General features: G+C 68.8%; 11 protein-coding genes and 1 pseudogene. 3 read left to right on the top strand and 9 right to left on the bottom strand.

From position 1 onward, the window contains the following. Positions 1-194: 194 nt before the first annotated feature. Complete coding sequence (locus tag FPZ47_RS29550; RefSeq protein ID WP_246133450.1) at positions 195-476, top strand: hypothetical protein; 282 nt, start codon at positions 195-197, stop codon at positions 474-476. Between the two features lie 393 nt (positions 477-869). On the opposite strand, the gene FPZ47_RS16510 is transcribed toward FPZ47_RS29550, so the two are convergent. The 6 genes and pseudogenes from FPZ47_RS16510 to FPZ47_RS16485 form a co-directional block, all read right to left on the bottom strand. Beyond that, entirely contained in the window at positions 870-1199 is a 330-nt protein-coding gene (locus FPZ47_RS16510) for a SpoIIAA family protein (RefSeq protein WP_144952817.1), read from the bottom strand. A gap of 183 nt (positions 1200-1382) precedes the next feature. Continuing rightward, on the bottom strand, positions 1383-2054 hold the full coding sequence (locus tag FPZ47_RS16505) for a GAP family protein (RefSeq protein WP_144952818.1): 672 nt from the start codon (positions 2052-2054) through the stop codon (positions 1383-1385). A gap of 9 nt (positions 2055-2063) precedes the next feature. Next, positions 2064-4334 (bottom strand): annotated as a pseudogene (locus FPZ47_RS30685) (arylsulfatase). Between the two features lie 153 nt (positions 4335-4487). Beyond that, positions 4488-6194, bottom strand: coding sequence for an IS1634 family transposase (locus tag FPZ47_RS16495; protein ID WP_144952819.1), 1707 nt, complete (start codon positions 6192-6194; stop codon positions 4488-4490). 130 nt (positions 6195-6324) lie between these two features. Further along, on the bottom strand, positions 6325-7557 hold the full coding sequence (locus FPZ47_RS16490; protein WP_144952820.1) for a serine hydrolase domain-containing protein: 1233 nt from the start codon (positions 7555-7557) through the stop codon (positions 6325-6327). Between the two features lie 72 nt (positions 7558-7629). Continuing rightward, complete coding sequence (locus tag FPZ47_RS16485) at positions 7630-9486, bottom strand: fatty acyl-AMP ligase (protein WP_144952821.1); 1857 nt, start codon at positions 9484-9486, stop codon at positions 7630-7632. Between the two features lie 141 nt (positions 9487-9627). On the opposite strand from FPZ47_RS16485, the gene FPZ47_RS16480 reads away from it, so the two are divergent. Both FPZ47_RS16480 and FPZ47_RS16475 read left to right on the top strand, forming a co-directional pair. Then, complete coding sequence (locus FPZ47_RS16480; protein WP_144952822.1) at positions 9628-10083, top strand: SRPBCC family protein; 456 nt, start codon at positions 9628-9630, stop codon at positions 10081-10083. Positions 10084-10169: 86 nt separating this feature from the next. Continuing rightward, positions 10170-11759 (top strand): FAD-dependent monooxygenase, encoded by a 1590-nt coding sequence (locus FPZ47_RS16475; protein WP_144952823.1) that lies wholly within the window; start codon positions 10170-10172, stop codon positions 11757-11759. Here the strand turns inward: FPZ47_RS16475 and FPZ47_RS16470 are convergent. The 3 genes from FPZ47_RS16470 to aceA form a co-directional block, all read right to left on the bottom strand. Continuing rightward, entirely contained in the window at positions 11746-12909 is a 1164-nt protein-coding gene (locus FPZ47_RS16470; protein WP_144952824.1) for an LLM class flavin-dependent oxidoreductase, read from the bottom strand. The genes FPZ47_RS16475 and FPZ47_RS16470 overlap by 14 nt on opposite strands. A gap of 171 nt (positions 12910-13080) precedes the next feature. Then, positions 13081-13239, bottom strand: a complete 159-nt coding sequence (locus tag FPZ47_RS28425) for a hypothetical protein (RefSeq protein ID WP_168209477.1) — start codon at positions 13237-13239, stop codon at positions 13081-13083. An 85-nt stretch (positions 13240-13324) separates the two neighbouring features. Next, complete coding sequence (gene aceA / locus FPZ47_RS16465; RefSeq protein ID WP_144952825.1) at positions 13325-15613, bottom strand: isocitrate lyase ICL2; 2289 nt, start codon at positions 15611-15613, stop codon at positions 13325-13327. Positions 15614-15741: the final 128 nt, after the last annotated feature.

Raw genomic sequence — 15741 nt, 5'->3', positions numbered from 1 at the left:
CCGCCCGCCCGCGCGCTTCCCCAAACCCTTGTCGATGCGTATCCTGCTCACCAGATGGGTGCCTTCCGCGCCGCCGGACAATGTGCCTTTCACAACACGAATCGTCCCAGGCCGCAACGGCATCCATCGCTATCTTCCTGCGCGTGTCACCCGCTTACTCGCGGAATCGGGTCTGAGGGGATAGTTCACCGAGCGTGCTCGTCGTTGCACCGGTGATCGCCTCCGTTCTCGTCAGCGTGATGGAGCTGCGGCCGCAGGTGGCCATCGCGCTCGTGGCGCTGGCGACCTCACCCCTGCCGCCGTTGCTGCCGCGGCGCGGGGAAAAGACTGGCGGGCACGTTCAATACGGGCTGGGTCTCGTCCTGGTGCTGGCCAACACCGACATCGAAATCGACAAGCTCGCCGACGCCACCCCCCAACAGCGCCGCGCCTTCGAACTCGTCACCGCCCCGATCCCACTCACCATCACCGCGTAGCCAGAACAACACCCCACCAAAACCAACGAACCCCCAGGTCAAACCAAGGATTCGCCTACTCCAACAGCCTTGACTTCGGACCAGGACGGCCAGCAGCCCCGTATCGACGCCGAAACCGGCTGGGGCATAGAGCATGTCGTTTGACCCGATACCCAGGGCCCTCATCAAGATCCCCACTGACTTGCGCGCCAGTTCGAGTCAGTCGGGGCCGCTGGCCGCGAGGATAGCCGGCGTCGTCACCCGCGGTCCATCGCATTCCACCCCTTCGCCTACGGACGACCCGACCGGTCCCGCACCGCAGACCAGCCTGCCGAGGTAGCTGCAGTCGTGCTCGTCGATGATCGATGCGCGGGGACTTTTACGGCAGCTGCCTGCGCGCCGGTCATCCTTGTCTCATGCGGCTTGCGTTCCGGTGATCCATTTGCGCGCCTCACCGGCTTCGGCGAGAGAGAACGCGCGTAACTCGGCGGGCATCAGGAATCCGAAGAACTTCATGGTCTGCTTGATCCATTCCACGTCGGCGACCACGGCAATGCGTTCCCAACTGAGGATGTGGCTGAAACCCACCCTCGTATCCTCCCAAGCGGCGGCGGGATCGATCCCATCGAAGTCCGGCGCGAACTCGTAGTAGATCTGCAGTTTTTCGTGCTGCTCCAGTCTTTTCTCTACCTCGGGTATCAGCACATTGTCGTAATCGTCCTTGGTCACACGACCGTGGCACATAAAGCCAACGACGTCATCGGGAAAGCGGGACCGTCGGCATCGCCATAGCGGCCAAAGTCACGCAGGCCGCAGCGCGGGGGCGTGGCCGCACTCGACGCGTACGAGGGCGATACGCGCATGTACTGCGAGAGCCGGGATTGCGCCATCCCCCGCGACCACCTCTGGGCGGCCCTGCAAACCCGCTCACTGAATCCCGAAGCCGTGCAAGGCCTTGATCCCGAACCAGGTCCCGAACACCAGACCCACGAAGACCATGATCGGCCGGTCGTGTTCCTGCAGCCAGCGCAGCAGGCGGTCCAGCAGGGAGCGAGACCGCTCCGGGAAGAGCGCGGCCAGCCCGACGATGAGCAGGTTGCCGACCGAGGCAAGCGCCACGAAAACGATGTAGGTGACGATGTTGACGGGCCGGGGCATCCCGGCGTTGCCGATCACGCTGATGGCGGCCAGTGTGAAGACCCACGCCTTCACCGAGAGCGTCATCAGGCCCGTGCCGATGAGGAAGGCCTTGGCCGGCGTCGCCGACGTCAGCGTGCTCATCCACTTGGGCGGCGGCGCGTCGGGAGCTTCGCCGGTGAACAGCTCCCGCGCCGCGGTGACGAGGAACAGCAGGGCCACCACCAGAAGAACTGTCGAAACGACCCAGTGGTGGGCGTGATCGGAGTCGGCGTTGCGCTTTCCCCAGTGCAGGATCGTGCCGAAAATCAGGCCTTGGAGCAGGCGCGTGCCGACGTGTCCGCCGACCCAGGCCCCAGCGGCACGGACGCGCGAGGGTGTGCCGAGCAGCATGATCGTGATCACCAACTCGATCGGTTCGAGCGCGGAACCCAGGATCAAAGAGATGAGGTCGCTCCGCATCGTGACCACTTATTGCGCCGCCAGCGCCGCGCGCAGCTCGGCCTCGGCGATCGCCGCGGCCAGGTCGGCCGACTGCGGGTGCACGGTGACGTCGATCCGCTCGATGCGCCCGGTGAACCGGAGCGCATGTCCGTACGGCGCCACCGGCGAGCCGGTGTCGGTGCCGACGTCCAAGGTCTCGCCGCTCATCGAGAACCGGAACGGGACGGTCCGTTCGATGCGTCCGCCGGCCACCTCGTCGTCATTGACGCGCAGCGACACCGATGCGCCCCTGCCCAGTCCGCCGCCGTCGTAGTCGAACGAAAGACTAAGGGCAACAAGGCCTTCCGGCAAGAGCCGGGCCGCGGCGATCTTCGCCAACTCATGGCCCAGGTAGTTGTAGGCGAAGTGCGGCACGCCGTCCCGCAGGTACAGGCTCCACCCGGCCATGTCCCCGCCGATGCAGATCACCACCCCCTGCGCGCCGCCCGGCGGGATCCGCAGCCGCGCCCGCAGCTCGAACGACGTGCTGGTGTACCCCAGCGTCACCGGTTCGGGGATGCGCACCTGGCCGGCGTAGTAGGTGACCGAGGTGCGGTCGGCCAGCAGGCTGGGCCGGTTGCCGGGCAGCGCGCGCGCCAGCGTCGCGTCGCTGAGCGGGTAGACGTCGTATTTGCGCGCCTCGGCGTCGAATACGCGTTGCAGCTCGGCCAGCTTGTCGGGGTGTTGCGCAGCGAGGTCGACGCCTTGGGTGAAATCGTCGGCGAGGTGGTAGAGCTCCCAGCGCTCGGCCCCGCCGAACGGGGTGGCGCGCTGGGCGCGGACCCAGGGCAGTCGCCCGCGGAAACAGGATGCCATCCAGCCCCGATGGTAGACGGCGCGATTACCGAAGACCTCGAAATACTTTGTGGTGCGGCGACTCTCGGCGGCGGCGTCGTCGAACGAGTACGCCATGCTGACGCCCTCGATCGGCTTCTGCTCAGCGCCGTTGACCCGTGCCGGCATCTCGATGCCGGCAGCCTCCAGGATGGTCGGCGCGATGTCGATGACGTGGTGGAACTGGCTGCGCTGCTCCCCCGCCGCGGTGATGCGCCGCGGCCACGAGATGGCCAGCCCGTTGCGGGTCCCCCCGAAGTGGGAGGCCACCTGCTTCATCCACTGGAACGGTGCGTCCAGCGCCCACGCCCACGTTGTAGTGGTTCTCGCAGCGAGGCGTGCCGAAGTCGTCCAGGTGGGCCAGCAGCCATTCCGGGTCCTCAGGCATCCCGTTCTGGAACGCCGGCGAGCTCCAGGCGCCGTGAATCGTGCCCTCCGCCGAGGCGCCGTTGTCGCCGCACACGTAGACGAACAACGTGTCGTCCCACTGCCCCAACTCGTCGATCGCGTCGATCACCCGCCCGATCTGCGCGTCGGTGTGCGCCAGGAAGCCGGCGTAGACCTCCATCAGCCGCCGGGCCACCGGCTTGTAGCGGTCGTCGTAGTCCGACCACGCGGGTATCTGCTCGGGGCGCGGCGTCAGCCGCGCGCCGGCGGGAATGATGCCCAGCTCGATCTGGTGTGCATAGGTGCGCTCCCGCAACGCATCCCAGCCGTCGTCGAATTGGCCCGCGAACTTCTCCGACCACTCCGGCCAGACGTGGTGGGGGCTGTGGGTGGCGCCCGGCGCGAGGTAGAGGAAGAGCGGCTTGTCGGGGGCCGACGTGTGCTGCAGCCGGATCCAGTCGATCGCCTTGTCGGCCAAGTCCTCGGTCAGGTGGTAGTCGTCGCGGCCGAGGTAGGGCTCGATCGGGGTGGTCTGGTCGAACAGCGCCGGCTCGTACTGCGAGGTGTCGCCGCCGAGGAATCCGTAGAACCGCTCGAACCCGAGCCCGGTGGGCCAGCGGTCGAACGGGCCGGCGGGGCCGATCTCCCAGATCGGGGTGAAGTGCGCCTTGCCGAACAACGCGGTGCTGTAGCCGTTGGTGCGCAGCACCTATGCGACCGTGGCGGTGCTGCGCGGTATCACGCTGTCGTAGCCGGGAAATCCGTACGCGATCTCGCAGACGGTCCCCATGTGCGCGCTGTGGTGGTTGCGCCCGGTCAACAGCGCGGCACGCGTGGGTGAGCACAGCGCGGTCGTGTGGAACTGGTTGTAGCGCAAGCCCGCCCCCGCGATGCGGTCCAGCGTCGGTGTGGGGACGGCCCACCGAAGGTCGAGGCGGCGCCGAAGCCGACGTCGTCGAGCAGCACCACCACGACGTTGGGAGCCCCGGCGGGCGGATAGACGATCGACGGCGGGACGGGGGCGGACTCGGTGACCATGGTGCCTCCTGATGCTGGTGCAACGGATGTTCGCGGCCGCCCCCTGGATGTAGCCTCGGCGAATTCACCCTAGCGGGAGTTTCCTGGCTGGTTTGAGGCAGACTCTTGTTGTTGCTGGTAGGAGGCGGTTTTCGGTGTTGGCGGCTGTATGACCTAACTCTTGGGAGCGGTGCAGTCGAGGTCGAAGATGTCGATGAGCTGGTCCTGGGTCGTGGTGGTTTCGGTAAGCATCCGTCGAGCTCTGGGGCGTCCGCCGGTGGATGGGTAGATCAGGACGGTTTCCTGGATCCCGGCGAGGTGGTCGAGCAGTTCGCGCACCGACATGTCGAGTCCGTTTTGACGGGCGTGGCGGCGCATGAGGTGGGCGAGTTGCAGGGCGAGCACGCAGGTGAACAGGTGCACGCGGATGTTGTGGTCGGTCCAGTGGTGCATCGGCGAAAAGGACACCACGTGAGGGTCTTTGAGTTGGCGGAAGGCGAATTCGGCGTCGGATTGGGACCGGTAGGCGGCGACCACGTCGGAGATCGGCCAGTCCTCGCGTGAGGTGATCAGCACGCGTTTGCCGAAGATCTCGGTTTCCAGATCGCGGCGGGCGGTGTCGTTGACCTGCCAGGTCAGGCGATGCTTGGTGGGGGTGTCGCCGGCGAGGTTCCAGTCGATGACGCGGCGCAGCCATGGGTCGGCGAGGATCCCGGTGATCTTGGCGGTGACGTGGTCGCGGCCGCGGCGGGTTTTGCCGCGGGCGAGGGTGTCGGTGAGATCGGCGAGTTTGGCTTGGGCCTTGGCCAGGGTTTGGTCGAATCCGCGGGTTTGCGCGGTGTGCAGCGTGGGCGAGTGGGTCAGGATCGTGCGGCGCCGCTGGCCGTAGACCCGGCGGCGGGTGTCCAGCGCGGTCAGGCCGCCGAACCGCTCGGCGTCCACGATCGTGCGGTCTGTGGCGGGCAGGGCGAGCAAGTCCGCGCAGTCCGACGGCGGGACCGACCCGACGTAGGCCAGACCGGACCGGGCCAAGTAGGTGAAGTTGGCGGTCGAGTTCTGCCCGGCGTCGAACACCACGGTGACCTCGGCGGTGGCGGGGGTGCCTGCGTGCTCGGCCACCGCGGCGTGGCGGGCCACCAGGAGGTCGATCATGGCGGCGAATTGGGTGACGTCGGGTCGGTTGCCGGGGTAGGCGTGGGAGACCAGCGGGATGCCGCCGTCACGGGTGACGACCAGGCCGAGCCCGACCAGCCGCAAATCGGTGCGTTTCTGTTTGGCCTTGCCGCGCTGCGCGATCGCAGCTTTGTCGTTGCCGGTGTCGATGTAGGTGGCGAAGTTGGTCATGTCCAACGCCAACGCCGAGATGTCCACTGCGAACTCTTCGACCATCCTTGCCGCGAAACGCTGTTCGATGCCGGCCAGATCGTCGAGGGTGACCGCGTGCATCGCGTCCCAGAACTTGCGGTGGTCCAACGCGGCGGCGCCGATCTTGGTGAAGCGGTCGGCAGCGGTGCTCTTCCACCAGTCCGCGAACCCGAGCTTCGAACACGGATCCACTAACCGATTCAGCGCCGCTAACACCAGGTAGGAACCCACTGACGCGGCCGCGTCCGACCGGCGCGCGCCAACGACCTCGTCGATCGTCTCGACCACGCCGAGGCGCTGAGCGATCGTCCACACCGCCGCCACGTCACCGAACGCCAGATGCCGAGTCCGTTGCGGCACGACAGCTTCCTCACGCCTGTCAAGCAGCGCGGCGATATCGGCACCGGAACCGAGGTAACGCTCGCTGACCATCTTCGGCTTACCGTTCACCCGCGCCATCTCCCGCAGGTACCAGTACGGCTTGCCGTTGATCGTCTTTTTATACAGACTGGCCACACTTTAGGTCATACACTATTCGAAACCCGAAAACCGGCCGACACACGGGAAACCGCAGATCAGGCCGGTGCTGTCGTGCGACTCACATCAAGGCTTCGGATAGCCAGGAAACTCCCGCTAGTGGGCGCCGTCAGCTCTGCGGCCGCGCCCCGAGCACGTCGCGAAACAGCTTCTGCCGCAGGGCGAGTTCGCGCGGGTCGCTGTACAGGTGGAAACCCGACCGGTTCATCACGTAGGCGAAACCGGTGCCGGTGTCCGGGTCGGCGAACCCGAAGGAGCCGCCGAAGCCGGGCGTCCCGAAGGCTTTGCCGGAGGAGCCGAACTCGAAGCGCGGCACCGGCTTGCAGAACCCCAGCGAATACGCCACGTCGACGCGCATCACCTTGTCGCGGACACTTTGCCCCGGCGGGGCCGCCGGGGCGGCGAGGGCGTCGATGGTGTCGGCGCTCAAACCGAGTTCGGTGCCGCCGGTGGCCGCGCTGCCATACATGCGCGCCACCGACCGGGCGGTTCCGATGCCGTTGGCCGAGGGGATCTCGGCGGCGCGAACGTCGTCGCGGTTGTAGTCGCCGTCGAACGCGCTGACGCCGTGCGGCACCGCGACCGCGCGCGCCGTCAGGCCGACCGGGTTCAGCGAGGCACCGAGAAAGCCGAGCGGCATCACGTTGACATGCAGCAGCGACTCTGCCCGCTGCCAGTGGTGCAGGTGGGCGACGCGCGCCCGGTCGACCGAGTCCGGCAGGCCGATGTGCAGGTCGAGGCCGAGTGGGCCGGCGATCTCCTCGGCCAAGAAGCGGCCCAGGGTGCGGCCGGCCGGGTCGGTCCGGCGGATCAGCTCGGACTCGTACCAGCCGAGCGTGATGGCGTGGTAGCCGTGCCGCGTACCCGGTCGCCACGCCGGTGCCTGGGCCGCCAGGATCGGCGCGAGCCGCTCGGGGTCGGCCACGTCGGCCAGCGTCGGTTTGGGGTTGAGCGCGCACAGCCCGGCCTGATGGCCCAGGAGCTGGCGCACCGTGACCTCACCCTTGCCCGCCTGCGCGAACTCCGGCCAGTAGTCGGCGACCCAGCCGTCGTAGGAGAGGAGCCCGCGGGACACGGCCACGGCCACGACGAGGGCGGAGACCCCTTTGGTCGTGGAGAACATGTTGACCATCGTGTCGGGCCGCCACGGATCCTTGGTCAGCCCGTTGCGGTAGCCGCCCCACAGGTCGACAACCTTGACACCGTCGCGGTAGACGGCGACGGCCGCGCCGACCTCCGCGCCGTCGCGGAAATTGGCGCGAAAGGCGTCGGCGACCTTCCCGTAGCCGGCATCCACGTCGCCGCCGATCAGATCCGCCGACACCGCAACCTTGAGAACCATCGTCGTGCCTCCCGAAGGGAGACTAAGGCAGCCGCTCCGGTGCGCAGGCCTTTTCGGGCGTTCCGCCCGGGGTCAGTGGCTGCCCAGGGTGCCGCTCAGGTATTGCGCGCGGCAGGCCCGGCGGGCGAGTTTGCCGCTGGTGGTGCGCGGGATGGCGCCGGCCGGCAGGAACCGCACGTCGGAAACCGGCACCCCGTGCCGGTGCGACACGGCGGCCCGGATCGCCTCGATCGCCGGCTGCGGGTCGGCGCGACTGGTGCCCGCCGCGCGTTCGGCGACGATCACGAGCCGTTGGCCCGGCCCATCCGAAAGCGCGTCGCCGGCCGGCACCGCGAACGCCGCGACATAGCCCCGGCGCACCATCGGCGAGGCGTCCGCGACCGTCGCCTCGATGTCATGCGGGTAGTGGTTGCGGCCGTCGACGGTCACCAGGTCGGCGATCCGGCCGGTGACATAGATTTCGCCGTCGAGGTACACCCCCAGGTCGCCGGTCCGCAGCCAGCTGCCGTCGGTGTTGGAGCCCTCGGCGTGACTGCGTTCGGGCAGCCGCGACCGCAGTCTTGAGCCGAACGCCCGGCGGCTTTCCTCGGGCCGGCACCAGTAGCCGCGGCCGACGTTGTTGCCCTGCAACCAGATCTCGCCGACCTCGCCGTCGGACAGCTCGCTCCCGGTGTCCGGGTCGACGATGACAGCCCGCAGGCTGCGGGCCACCTGGCCGCAGGACACCTGAACCACCGCGTTGGGGGCGTCCGGCGCGACGCGTACGGCGTGGCCGGCGCCCAGTTGTTCGCGGTCGAGGTACACCGCCGTCGCCTCGGCGCTGGGCGCAATGGTCGCGATCATCAGGGTCGCTTCCGCGATGCCGTAGGACGGTTTGAACGCGGTCCGCGGTAATCCGTAGGGGGCGAACGCCTTGTTGAAGGTGCGGATCGCGTCGATGCTGACCGGTTCGGAGCCGATGATCATCACCACGTTGCGCAGGTCGATGTCGTCGTTCGGCGCGGGCAGGCCGCGCTGGGCGGTCCACTCGTAGGCGAAGTTGGGCGCGGCGGTCACCACGCGGCCCTCCCGCGACCCGGCGGACAGGGCCTGGATCCAGCGCTGCGGCCGGCGGACGAACGCGGTCGGCGACATCAGCGTGGAGTGCCCGCCGTACACCGCGGGGAAGCCGATCATCGACAGGCCCATGTCGTGGTAGAGCGGTAACCAGCTGACGCCGTGGGTGTTTCGGTCCAGCAGGTCGATGGACAGGATCATCTGGGTCAGGTTGGTGCCGACCGCCCGGTGGGTGATCTCCACGCCGACCGGGGGGCGCGTCGCGCCGGAGGTGTACTGCAGGTGCGAGACATCGTCCATGCCGAGATCGGTGGGGGCGAACGACTCCCCCTCCGAGTCGGGGATCTGATCGATGAGCAAGACCTGCGGGCGTTGCGGGCGCGGCAGGTTGTTCAGGAAGTCCTCGACGGCGCCCGCGGCCTCCGTCGTGGTGAGGATCACCGACGGCTGCGAGTCGCGCAGCGCCGTGTCGAGGCGTTCGGCGTGGCCCGGCAGTTCGGGCGCGAACAGCGGCACGGCGATGGCGCCGGCCTTGATCGCCGCGTAGAAACCGGCGACGTAGTCGATGCCCTGCGGTGCGAGGATCGCGACCCGCTCGCCACGGCTCGCGGTGCGCTGCACCCGGGCGCCGACGGCCTGGAGCCGGGCGCCGAATTGTGTCCAGCTCACCTCTTCGGCGCGGCCGTCGGCGCCGCGGTTGTAGTCCAGGTAGCGGTAGGCCACCGCGTCGCCGACGTTCGCGATGTTGCGCTCGATCAGGGAGATCAGCGTGACGCCGGCAGGCAGCACGATCTCGCCGTCGGCGTCCAGGCAGTCCTCGATGTCGAGGAGCCCGGGGATACTCCTGTCGCTCTGCGGGGAACCGGAATTCATAAGCGCAGTGTAGGCAACGGCGACCTCGCGCCGGCCGGCTCCGGCGGCGTGATCGGCGGGGACCGACGCGGTGCGCGGTAGGGTACCGGCAGCGCCATTCGAGGCGGCCGTCCGTGTTGCCCGGGAGCCAGGGAGAAACGCATGTCGGGTCGTACGTTTTCCTTCGAGATCAACCGGACCAGCAGCGCGCCGGCCGCGACGCTGTTCGGGCTCGTGACGGACGGCGCGAACTGGTCCACCTGGGCCAAGCCGATCGTTCTCCAGTCGAGCTGGGCGCGGCAGGGTGACCCGGCGCCGGGTGGCGTGGGCGCCATTCGCAAGGTGGGGATGTGGCCGCTGCTGATCCAGGAGGAGACCGTCGAGTACGACCAGGACCGCCGCCACGCCTACAGGCTGGTCGGGCCGCCCAGCCCGGCCAAGGACTACCACGGCGAGGTGGTGCTCACACCGAACGCGGCCGGCGGCACCGACATCCGCTGGACCGGCTCGTTCGTCGAGGGCGTGCGTGGGACGGGCCCGCTGATGCGCGCGGCCCTGGGCGGAGCGGTTCGATTTTTCGCCGGTCGACTGGTCAAGGCGGCCGAATGGCAGGCTTGACCGTTAGCATGTTGTCGCGCAAGGCATTTCACGGACGGTAGGCGGCGGCGTGGCGGGCCCGCGCCTAATTCATTAAGCTGGGCTAAGTGATTGACGTCGTCATCGCTGGCGCCGGCCCCAACGGGCTGATGCTGGCCGGCGAACTCGGGCTGGCCGGGATTCGCCCCGTCGTGCTGGATCCGATGCCGGGACCCAACCCGCAGCGGCGAGCCAACGGCATTATCGGCCAAGGGGTTCGCATCCTGGATCACCGTGGCCTCTACGGCGTGCTCGCCGGGACCGACGAGCCGCCCCGGCTCGACCCCCGCCCGATGTTCGCCGCCTTCCCGCTGGATCTCACCCAGGTGCCGGATTCGCAGGTCTTCCTGCTCCCCGTGCAGCAGCCCAGGCTCGTGCAGGTGCTTGCCGAGCGGGCCCGCGGACACGGCGTCGACATCCGGTGGGGACACGCGCTCACCGGCTTCGACCAGGACGCCGACGGCGTCACGGTGCACGTCGAGGGCCCCGACGGCGCCTACCAGCTGCGGACCGCATACCTTGTCGGCGCCGACGGCGGCACCAGCCCGACCCGCAAGCTGGCCGGCATCGACTTCCCCGGGATGTCGTCGTACGACGTCACCACCCGGATGGGTTTCGACGTGCTGCCGCCCGACGAGTGGGTCGATCCGGTCAGCGGCGTGCTGGACATCCCCGGGTTCGGGCGCGTCCCGCCGCTGCAGTTCCACCGCGCCGAGCGCGGCGTGTTCGCGTTCGGCGCGCTCGGGGGCCGGGCGGCGGTGATCGTGTTCGAGCTGGACAGCTCGGCTCTCGAACACCCCCACGACGAGACAGGCGACGACGACCCGGCGATGAGCCTGGCCGAGCTGGAAGCCGCGGCCAAGCGCGTCATCGGCGCCGACCTTCCGTTGCGACCGGCGTCGCCTTCGTCCGACGAACCGCTGGACCTGCGCCGCTTCTCCGGCATCAACTCGCGTCTCGCGCCCCGCTACCAGCTGGGCCGGGTGATCCTGGTGGGCGACGCGGCACACGTGCATTCCCCCATGGGCGGGCCGGGACTCAACCTGGGTTTGCAGGACGCGGCGAACCTGGGCTGGAAGCTGGCGGCCGTGCTGCACGGGCGCGTCGAGCCCACCCTGCTCGCGAGCTACGAGGCCGAGCGGCGGCCGGCCGCCGAACGGGTCATCATGCACAGTCGCGCCCAGCTGGCGCTGGTGCGTCCGGGACCGGAGGTCACGGCCCTGCGCCGGCTCTTCGCGGAACTGGTCACCGACCCCGAGGTCGTCCGCCGGCTCGGCGATCTGGTGTCGGGAGCGGAAAACCGTTACGCCACAGGCCCCGACGCGCATCCGCTGGTGGGGCACTGGGTGCCCCACTTCGCCGTCCTGGGTGCCGCGGGGGCCCGCCGCGTTGCCGAGCTGGCCCGCGACGGACGGCCGTTGCTGATCGATGTGACCGCGGGCGCGGTGGTGGCCGGCGCGACGGCCGACCTCGCCGGGCAGGTCACCGTCGCCGCGGGCCGGCCGGTCGGCGACATCGCCGCGACGGCCGTGCTGGTGCGCCCCGACGGTTATGTGGCGTGGGCGTCCTCGGCCGCCGCGCCCGGCGGCGACGAACTGCGCGGGCTGCGCGGCGCGCTCGACACGTGGTTCGGCATCCGCGCCGCTACGTCGAGTTGAGCTCGTCCTGATACTTCTTGCTCATGTGCTCGACGGCCTGCAGCTGGGTCTGGGCGAGGTCGTCGCGCACCTGCCCGGCGCGCGCGGCGGCGTCCAGCGTCGGCTGAGCCTGCCCCTGGAAGTGCGGCATCACCTCGGCGGCGAACAGCTCGGCGGACCGTTTGGTCGCCGCCGGATTGGCCCACTCGTGGCCCATCTGCAGCATGCAGCCGAACCCGCCGGACTGGTCCCAGAGCCGCTGCACCTGGGCCCGAGCCCGCTCCGGGGTGCCGATCACCCCCGCCCCGTTGTCGTTGATGACGTCGATCATCTCGTCGAGCTGTTCCCCCGGCATGGTCATCTGCGGGAAGGCGGCCACCTTCTGGAAGTAGCGGAACCACGGCTCGATGCCGAACTTCACCTCTTCGCGCGCCTGCTTGTCCGTCTCGGCGAGATGGAACAGCCCGACCAGGCTCCAGTTGTTCCGGTCGACCTGCGTGCCGAAGGCCGCCGCGCGCTCCTCGACAATGCCCCAGTGGTAGGCGAGCGCGTCGAAGCCCTCGACGATCAGCGTCGCCCCGATCGACAGCAGGCCGATGCCGTGCTTGCCGGCCAGCCGCGCGCCCGTCGGCGAGGCGACGGCCGCGACCGACAGCGGAATCCCGCCGTCGGAATACGGCGCGAGCTGCAACCGCGCGTCGAACAGTTGGTGCGTGGCGGTTTTCGCGGACACCGTCTCGCCCGCCAGCAGGCGCACGACGATGTCGAGGTTGGTCTCGAGCAGCTCGCGCGTGTCGGTGGGGGTGAGGCCGATCATCGCGGAGTCGGTGGGCAGGGAACCGGGGCCGACCCCTCCGATCACGCGGCCGTGGGTGAGGTGATCGAGCAGCATCAGCCGGTCGGCGACCCAGAGCGGATTGTGGTAGGCCAGCGAGATCACCCCGGTGCCGAAGCGGATCCGTTTGGCGCGTTCGGCGGCGGCGGCGATGAAGATCTCGGGCGAGCTGATGATCTCGCTGCCCGCCGAGTGGTGCTCCCCCAGCCAGACCTCGTCGAAGCCGAGGGCGTCGAGATGTTGGACGAACTCCAGGTCTCGCTGCAGGGCAAGCGTCGGATTGGTTCCCGCGCGGTGGAAGGGGGCGATGAAGTATCCGAACCTGAGCTTGGCCATCGGGCTCCTCTTGCGGTTGAGTTGCGCAGAACCATAACTCGGATCCGGTGCCCGCCCCAGGCCTTCGCGGGTCCCCTGCCAAAAATTGCTCAGCCGATGGGGCCGGCTCGCGAGCGTGGCCCCATCGACTTGGGAGCAAGACTTTGTTCGGCGTTCAGCAGACCCGTGCGATCACGGGTAGCCGCCGCAGACGTTGCCGACGCAACCCCCGCCGCAGCCGACCGCCACCACGAGCATGGACGCGCCGCCGAACACCGCGACGGCGTTGCTGGCTGCAGTTCTCGACAGGGCCACCACTTTCCGTTCGCGCCACACCCCTTGTCCATCCATCCGTACCCCGGCGCACGAAGACGCAAACCACATCGTTTTGCCGGCGGCGGACCTGGAAGAACGCGAGGGGCTGGTGCGCGGGCGGCTACCCCTCCTTGGTGATCAGCTTGCGCAGCGCGACGCGGTCGGGCTTGAGCAGCTCCTCGATTCGCGGGTGGTTCACCTCCGCGACGATGATCTCGCCCACCTCCTGGTTGACCTCGCTGAAGATGCCGTGCGACTTCATCTTCGAGGTCTGGTACAGGTTGTCCTTGGTGGGGGTGACGTAGTAGACCGCGTCGGCCTTGAAGCGGTGCACCAGCCACAGGTGGATCAGGGTCATCAGCCGCTTCTGGCGGAGCTTCTCGGCGAAGGTGTTCTGGTCGCGCACCGTGAGGATGCTGCGACCGTGGCGGTCCTTGATGGGGTCGAAGACGACGTTGGCCAGCTGCTCGTCCCCGTTGCCGTAGATGCCGAGCACCAGCACGTCCGAGCCGGCCCGGCGCGGCCGCAGCTGCACGCGCAGCTTCTCGCCGAGGTGGTAGTGCTCGCTCCACAACGTCAGCCATTCCTCCAGCAGCTTCTTGGGCACCTCGGTCTGCACCAGGTGCTGATGCTGGGTGGATCCCTTGCCCATGGCCTTGGTGGTCGCGGTGCGCCCGGAGGAGGCGGCCAGCGCCGCGTCGCTGCGCGGCCCGCCGACCAACGTCTGCGGCGTGCGATACGGCGACTCCACCAGCCGCATCTTGCGTTGCAGACGAGCCAGCGCCAGCATGCCGTCCTGCCGCAGCGCGGTCGCGAACTCCTCGGCGGCGACGCCGTCGATCTGGTGTCCGCCGTAGGTGATGAAGTTGAAGACGAAGCCCATCTTGCCGAGCTCCTCGGGGAAGCGCCGCATCTCCTCGTCGGTCATGCCGGTGGTGTCCCAGTTGAACGACGGGGACAGGTTGTAGGCGAGCATCTTCTCCGGGAAACGGGCGTGGATGGCCTCGGCGAACTCACGGGCTTCGGCCAGGTCCGCCGTCTTCGTCTCCATCCAGATGATGTCGGCGAACGGCGCGGCCGCGAGCGACTTGGCGATCGCATACGGAATACCGCCCCGGATCTGGTAGTAGCCCTCGGGCGTCTTGGCCAGCTCGCAGTCCCAACCGGGGTCGGCGCCCAACTCCCTGGCCTTCTCCCGCGCGGTGTACAGCGACGCGCGGTGGGCGAAGCGGCGCCACTCCTCGGGGCTCATGTCGACCGGCTCATCCTCGCTCTGGCCGAACTGGAGCACCCCGGCGACGGCCTCGCCGTACGTCATCAGTCCGGCGTCGTCCTCCCAGGCGGCCACGAACCGGGACTCGACCTGATCGAACAGATCGTCGATCGAGGTCTCGCTGTTCTCCCGCCAGGCGTTGACGGCGTCGGAAACCAGGCCCTGGATGCCCTGGCGTTCCAGCCAGGCCGTGGCGCTGGCGTACTCCGAGTCCGACAGCGCGTACAGGAGGTGCCCGTTGAGGTCCTTGACGCCCAGCTCATAGAAACGCCGGACCAGCGCCAGGAAGCAGGCCTTGTAGGAGGGAATGTTCAGGTTCGTGGCGCCCAGCAGGAACGGCTGGTCGCGCTCGTCGGCGCGGCTGTCGATCAGGGTGGCCGCCTCGGCGTCGGTGCGCGCGACGATGATTCCGGACACCCGCATGATGTCGAGCTGGAACCGGGCGGCGTTGAGGCGCTTGATCTGTTCGTCCGACGGCACCAGGACCTTGCCGCCCTGATGCCCGCACTTCTTGGTGCCGGGACGCTGGTCTTCGATGTGGTAGCCCGGGACTCCGATCTCGACGAAGCGGCGGATCAGGTTGCGCACGTGCGGGTCACCGCCGTGGCCCGTGTCGGCGTCGGCGATGATGAACGGGCGGTAGTCGTACGCCGGGGCCGCGGCACGCTGGCCCTCACTCATGTGCAGGCGCTGATACTGCTGGTTGCGATCGGCGGTGAGCAGGGCGCGCACCAGGACCGCGGCGTCGTCGGGCACCTGGCTCAGCGGGTAGCTGGCGAGGTCGGGCCCCGGGTCCTCGGTGGTGGAGCCTTTGGCGGAGGTCGCCCAGCCACCGAGGTAGATGCCTTCGATGCCCATCCGTTTCATGGCCACGGCCTGACCGGGCGAGTAGGGCCCGAAGGTCGTGATGCTCTTCTTCGCCGCGAAGAGCTCCCGCAGCCGCTCGTAGAAGGCCGCCGCCGCTTCCCGCGCCACGGGGTAGTCGACAGGGATGGTGCCGCGTTGCTCGGCGACCTGGCGGGCCGTGTAGAGGCGGGTGATGCCGGTGAAGCGCGGGCCGTCGATGTATCGCTGGGTGGCGGCGACGTCGTCGTCGAACGGTGCTCGGACCGCGGTGTCCGTGTCGATGATGGCCATGGGGTTACGCTCCTCTTCAGGTTCCGTTGCACCAGAGTCTATCCCTGGCAACCGCAGTTCAATCACGGGTCGAAGTACCCCTCTGCCTGCCCGGCGCCGGCCGCATGCGCGGCGCCGCCGGCCGGGCA

This window comes from Mycobacterium helveticum (assembly GCF_007714205.1).
GTDB classification, from domain to species: Bacteria; Actinomycetota; Actinomycetes; order Mycobacteriales; family Mycobacteriaceae; genus Mycobacterium; species Mycobacterium helveticum.
This window is presented reverse-complemented; position numbering and strand designations above follow the sequence as displayed.

Excerpts from the sequence above, each read along its gene's own strand:
- FPZ47_RS16510 (WP_144952817.1), bottom strand. The coding sequence starts at position 1,199 with ATGTGCCACGGTCGTGTGACCAAGGACGATTACGACAATGTGCTGATA.
- FPZ47_RS16505 (WP_144952818.1), bottom strand. The coding sequence starts at position 2,054 with ATGCGGAGCGACCTCATCTCTTTGATCCTGGGTTCCGCGCTCGAACCG.
- FPZ47_RS16490 (WP_144952820.1), bottom strand. The coding sequence starts at position 7,557 with ATGGTTCTCAAGGTTGCGGTGTCGGCGGATCTGATCGGCGGCGACGTG.
- FPZ47_RS16485 (WP_144952821.1), bottom strand. The coding sequence starts at position 9,486 with ATGAATTCCGGTTCCCCGCAGAGCGACAGGAGTATCCCCGGGCTCCTC.
- FPZ47_RS16480 (WP_144952822.1), top strand. The coding sequence starts at position 9,628 with ATGTCGGGTCGTACGTTTTCCTTCGAGATCAACCGGACCAGCAGCGCG.
- FPZ47_RS16470 (WP_144952824.1), bottom strand. The coding sequence starts at position 12,909 with ATGGCCAAGCTCAGGTTCGGATACTTCATCGCCCCCTTCCACCGCGCG.
- FPZ47_RS28425 (WP_168209477.1), bottom strand. The coding sequence starts at position 13,239 with ATGGATGGACAAGGGGTGTGGCGCGAACGGAAAGTGGTGGCCCTGTCG.
- aceA (WP_144952825.1), bottom strand. The coding sequence starts at position 15,613 with ATGGCCATCATCGACACGGACACCGCGGTCCGAGCACCGTTCGACGAC.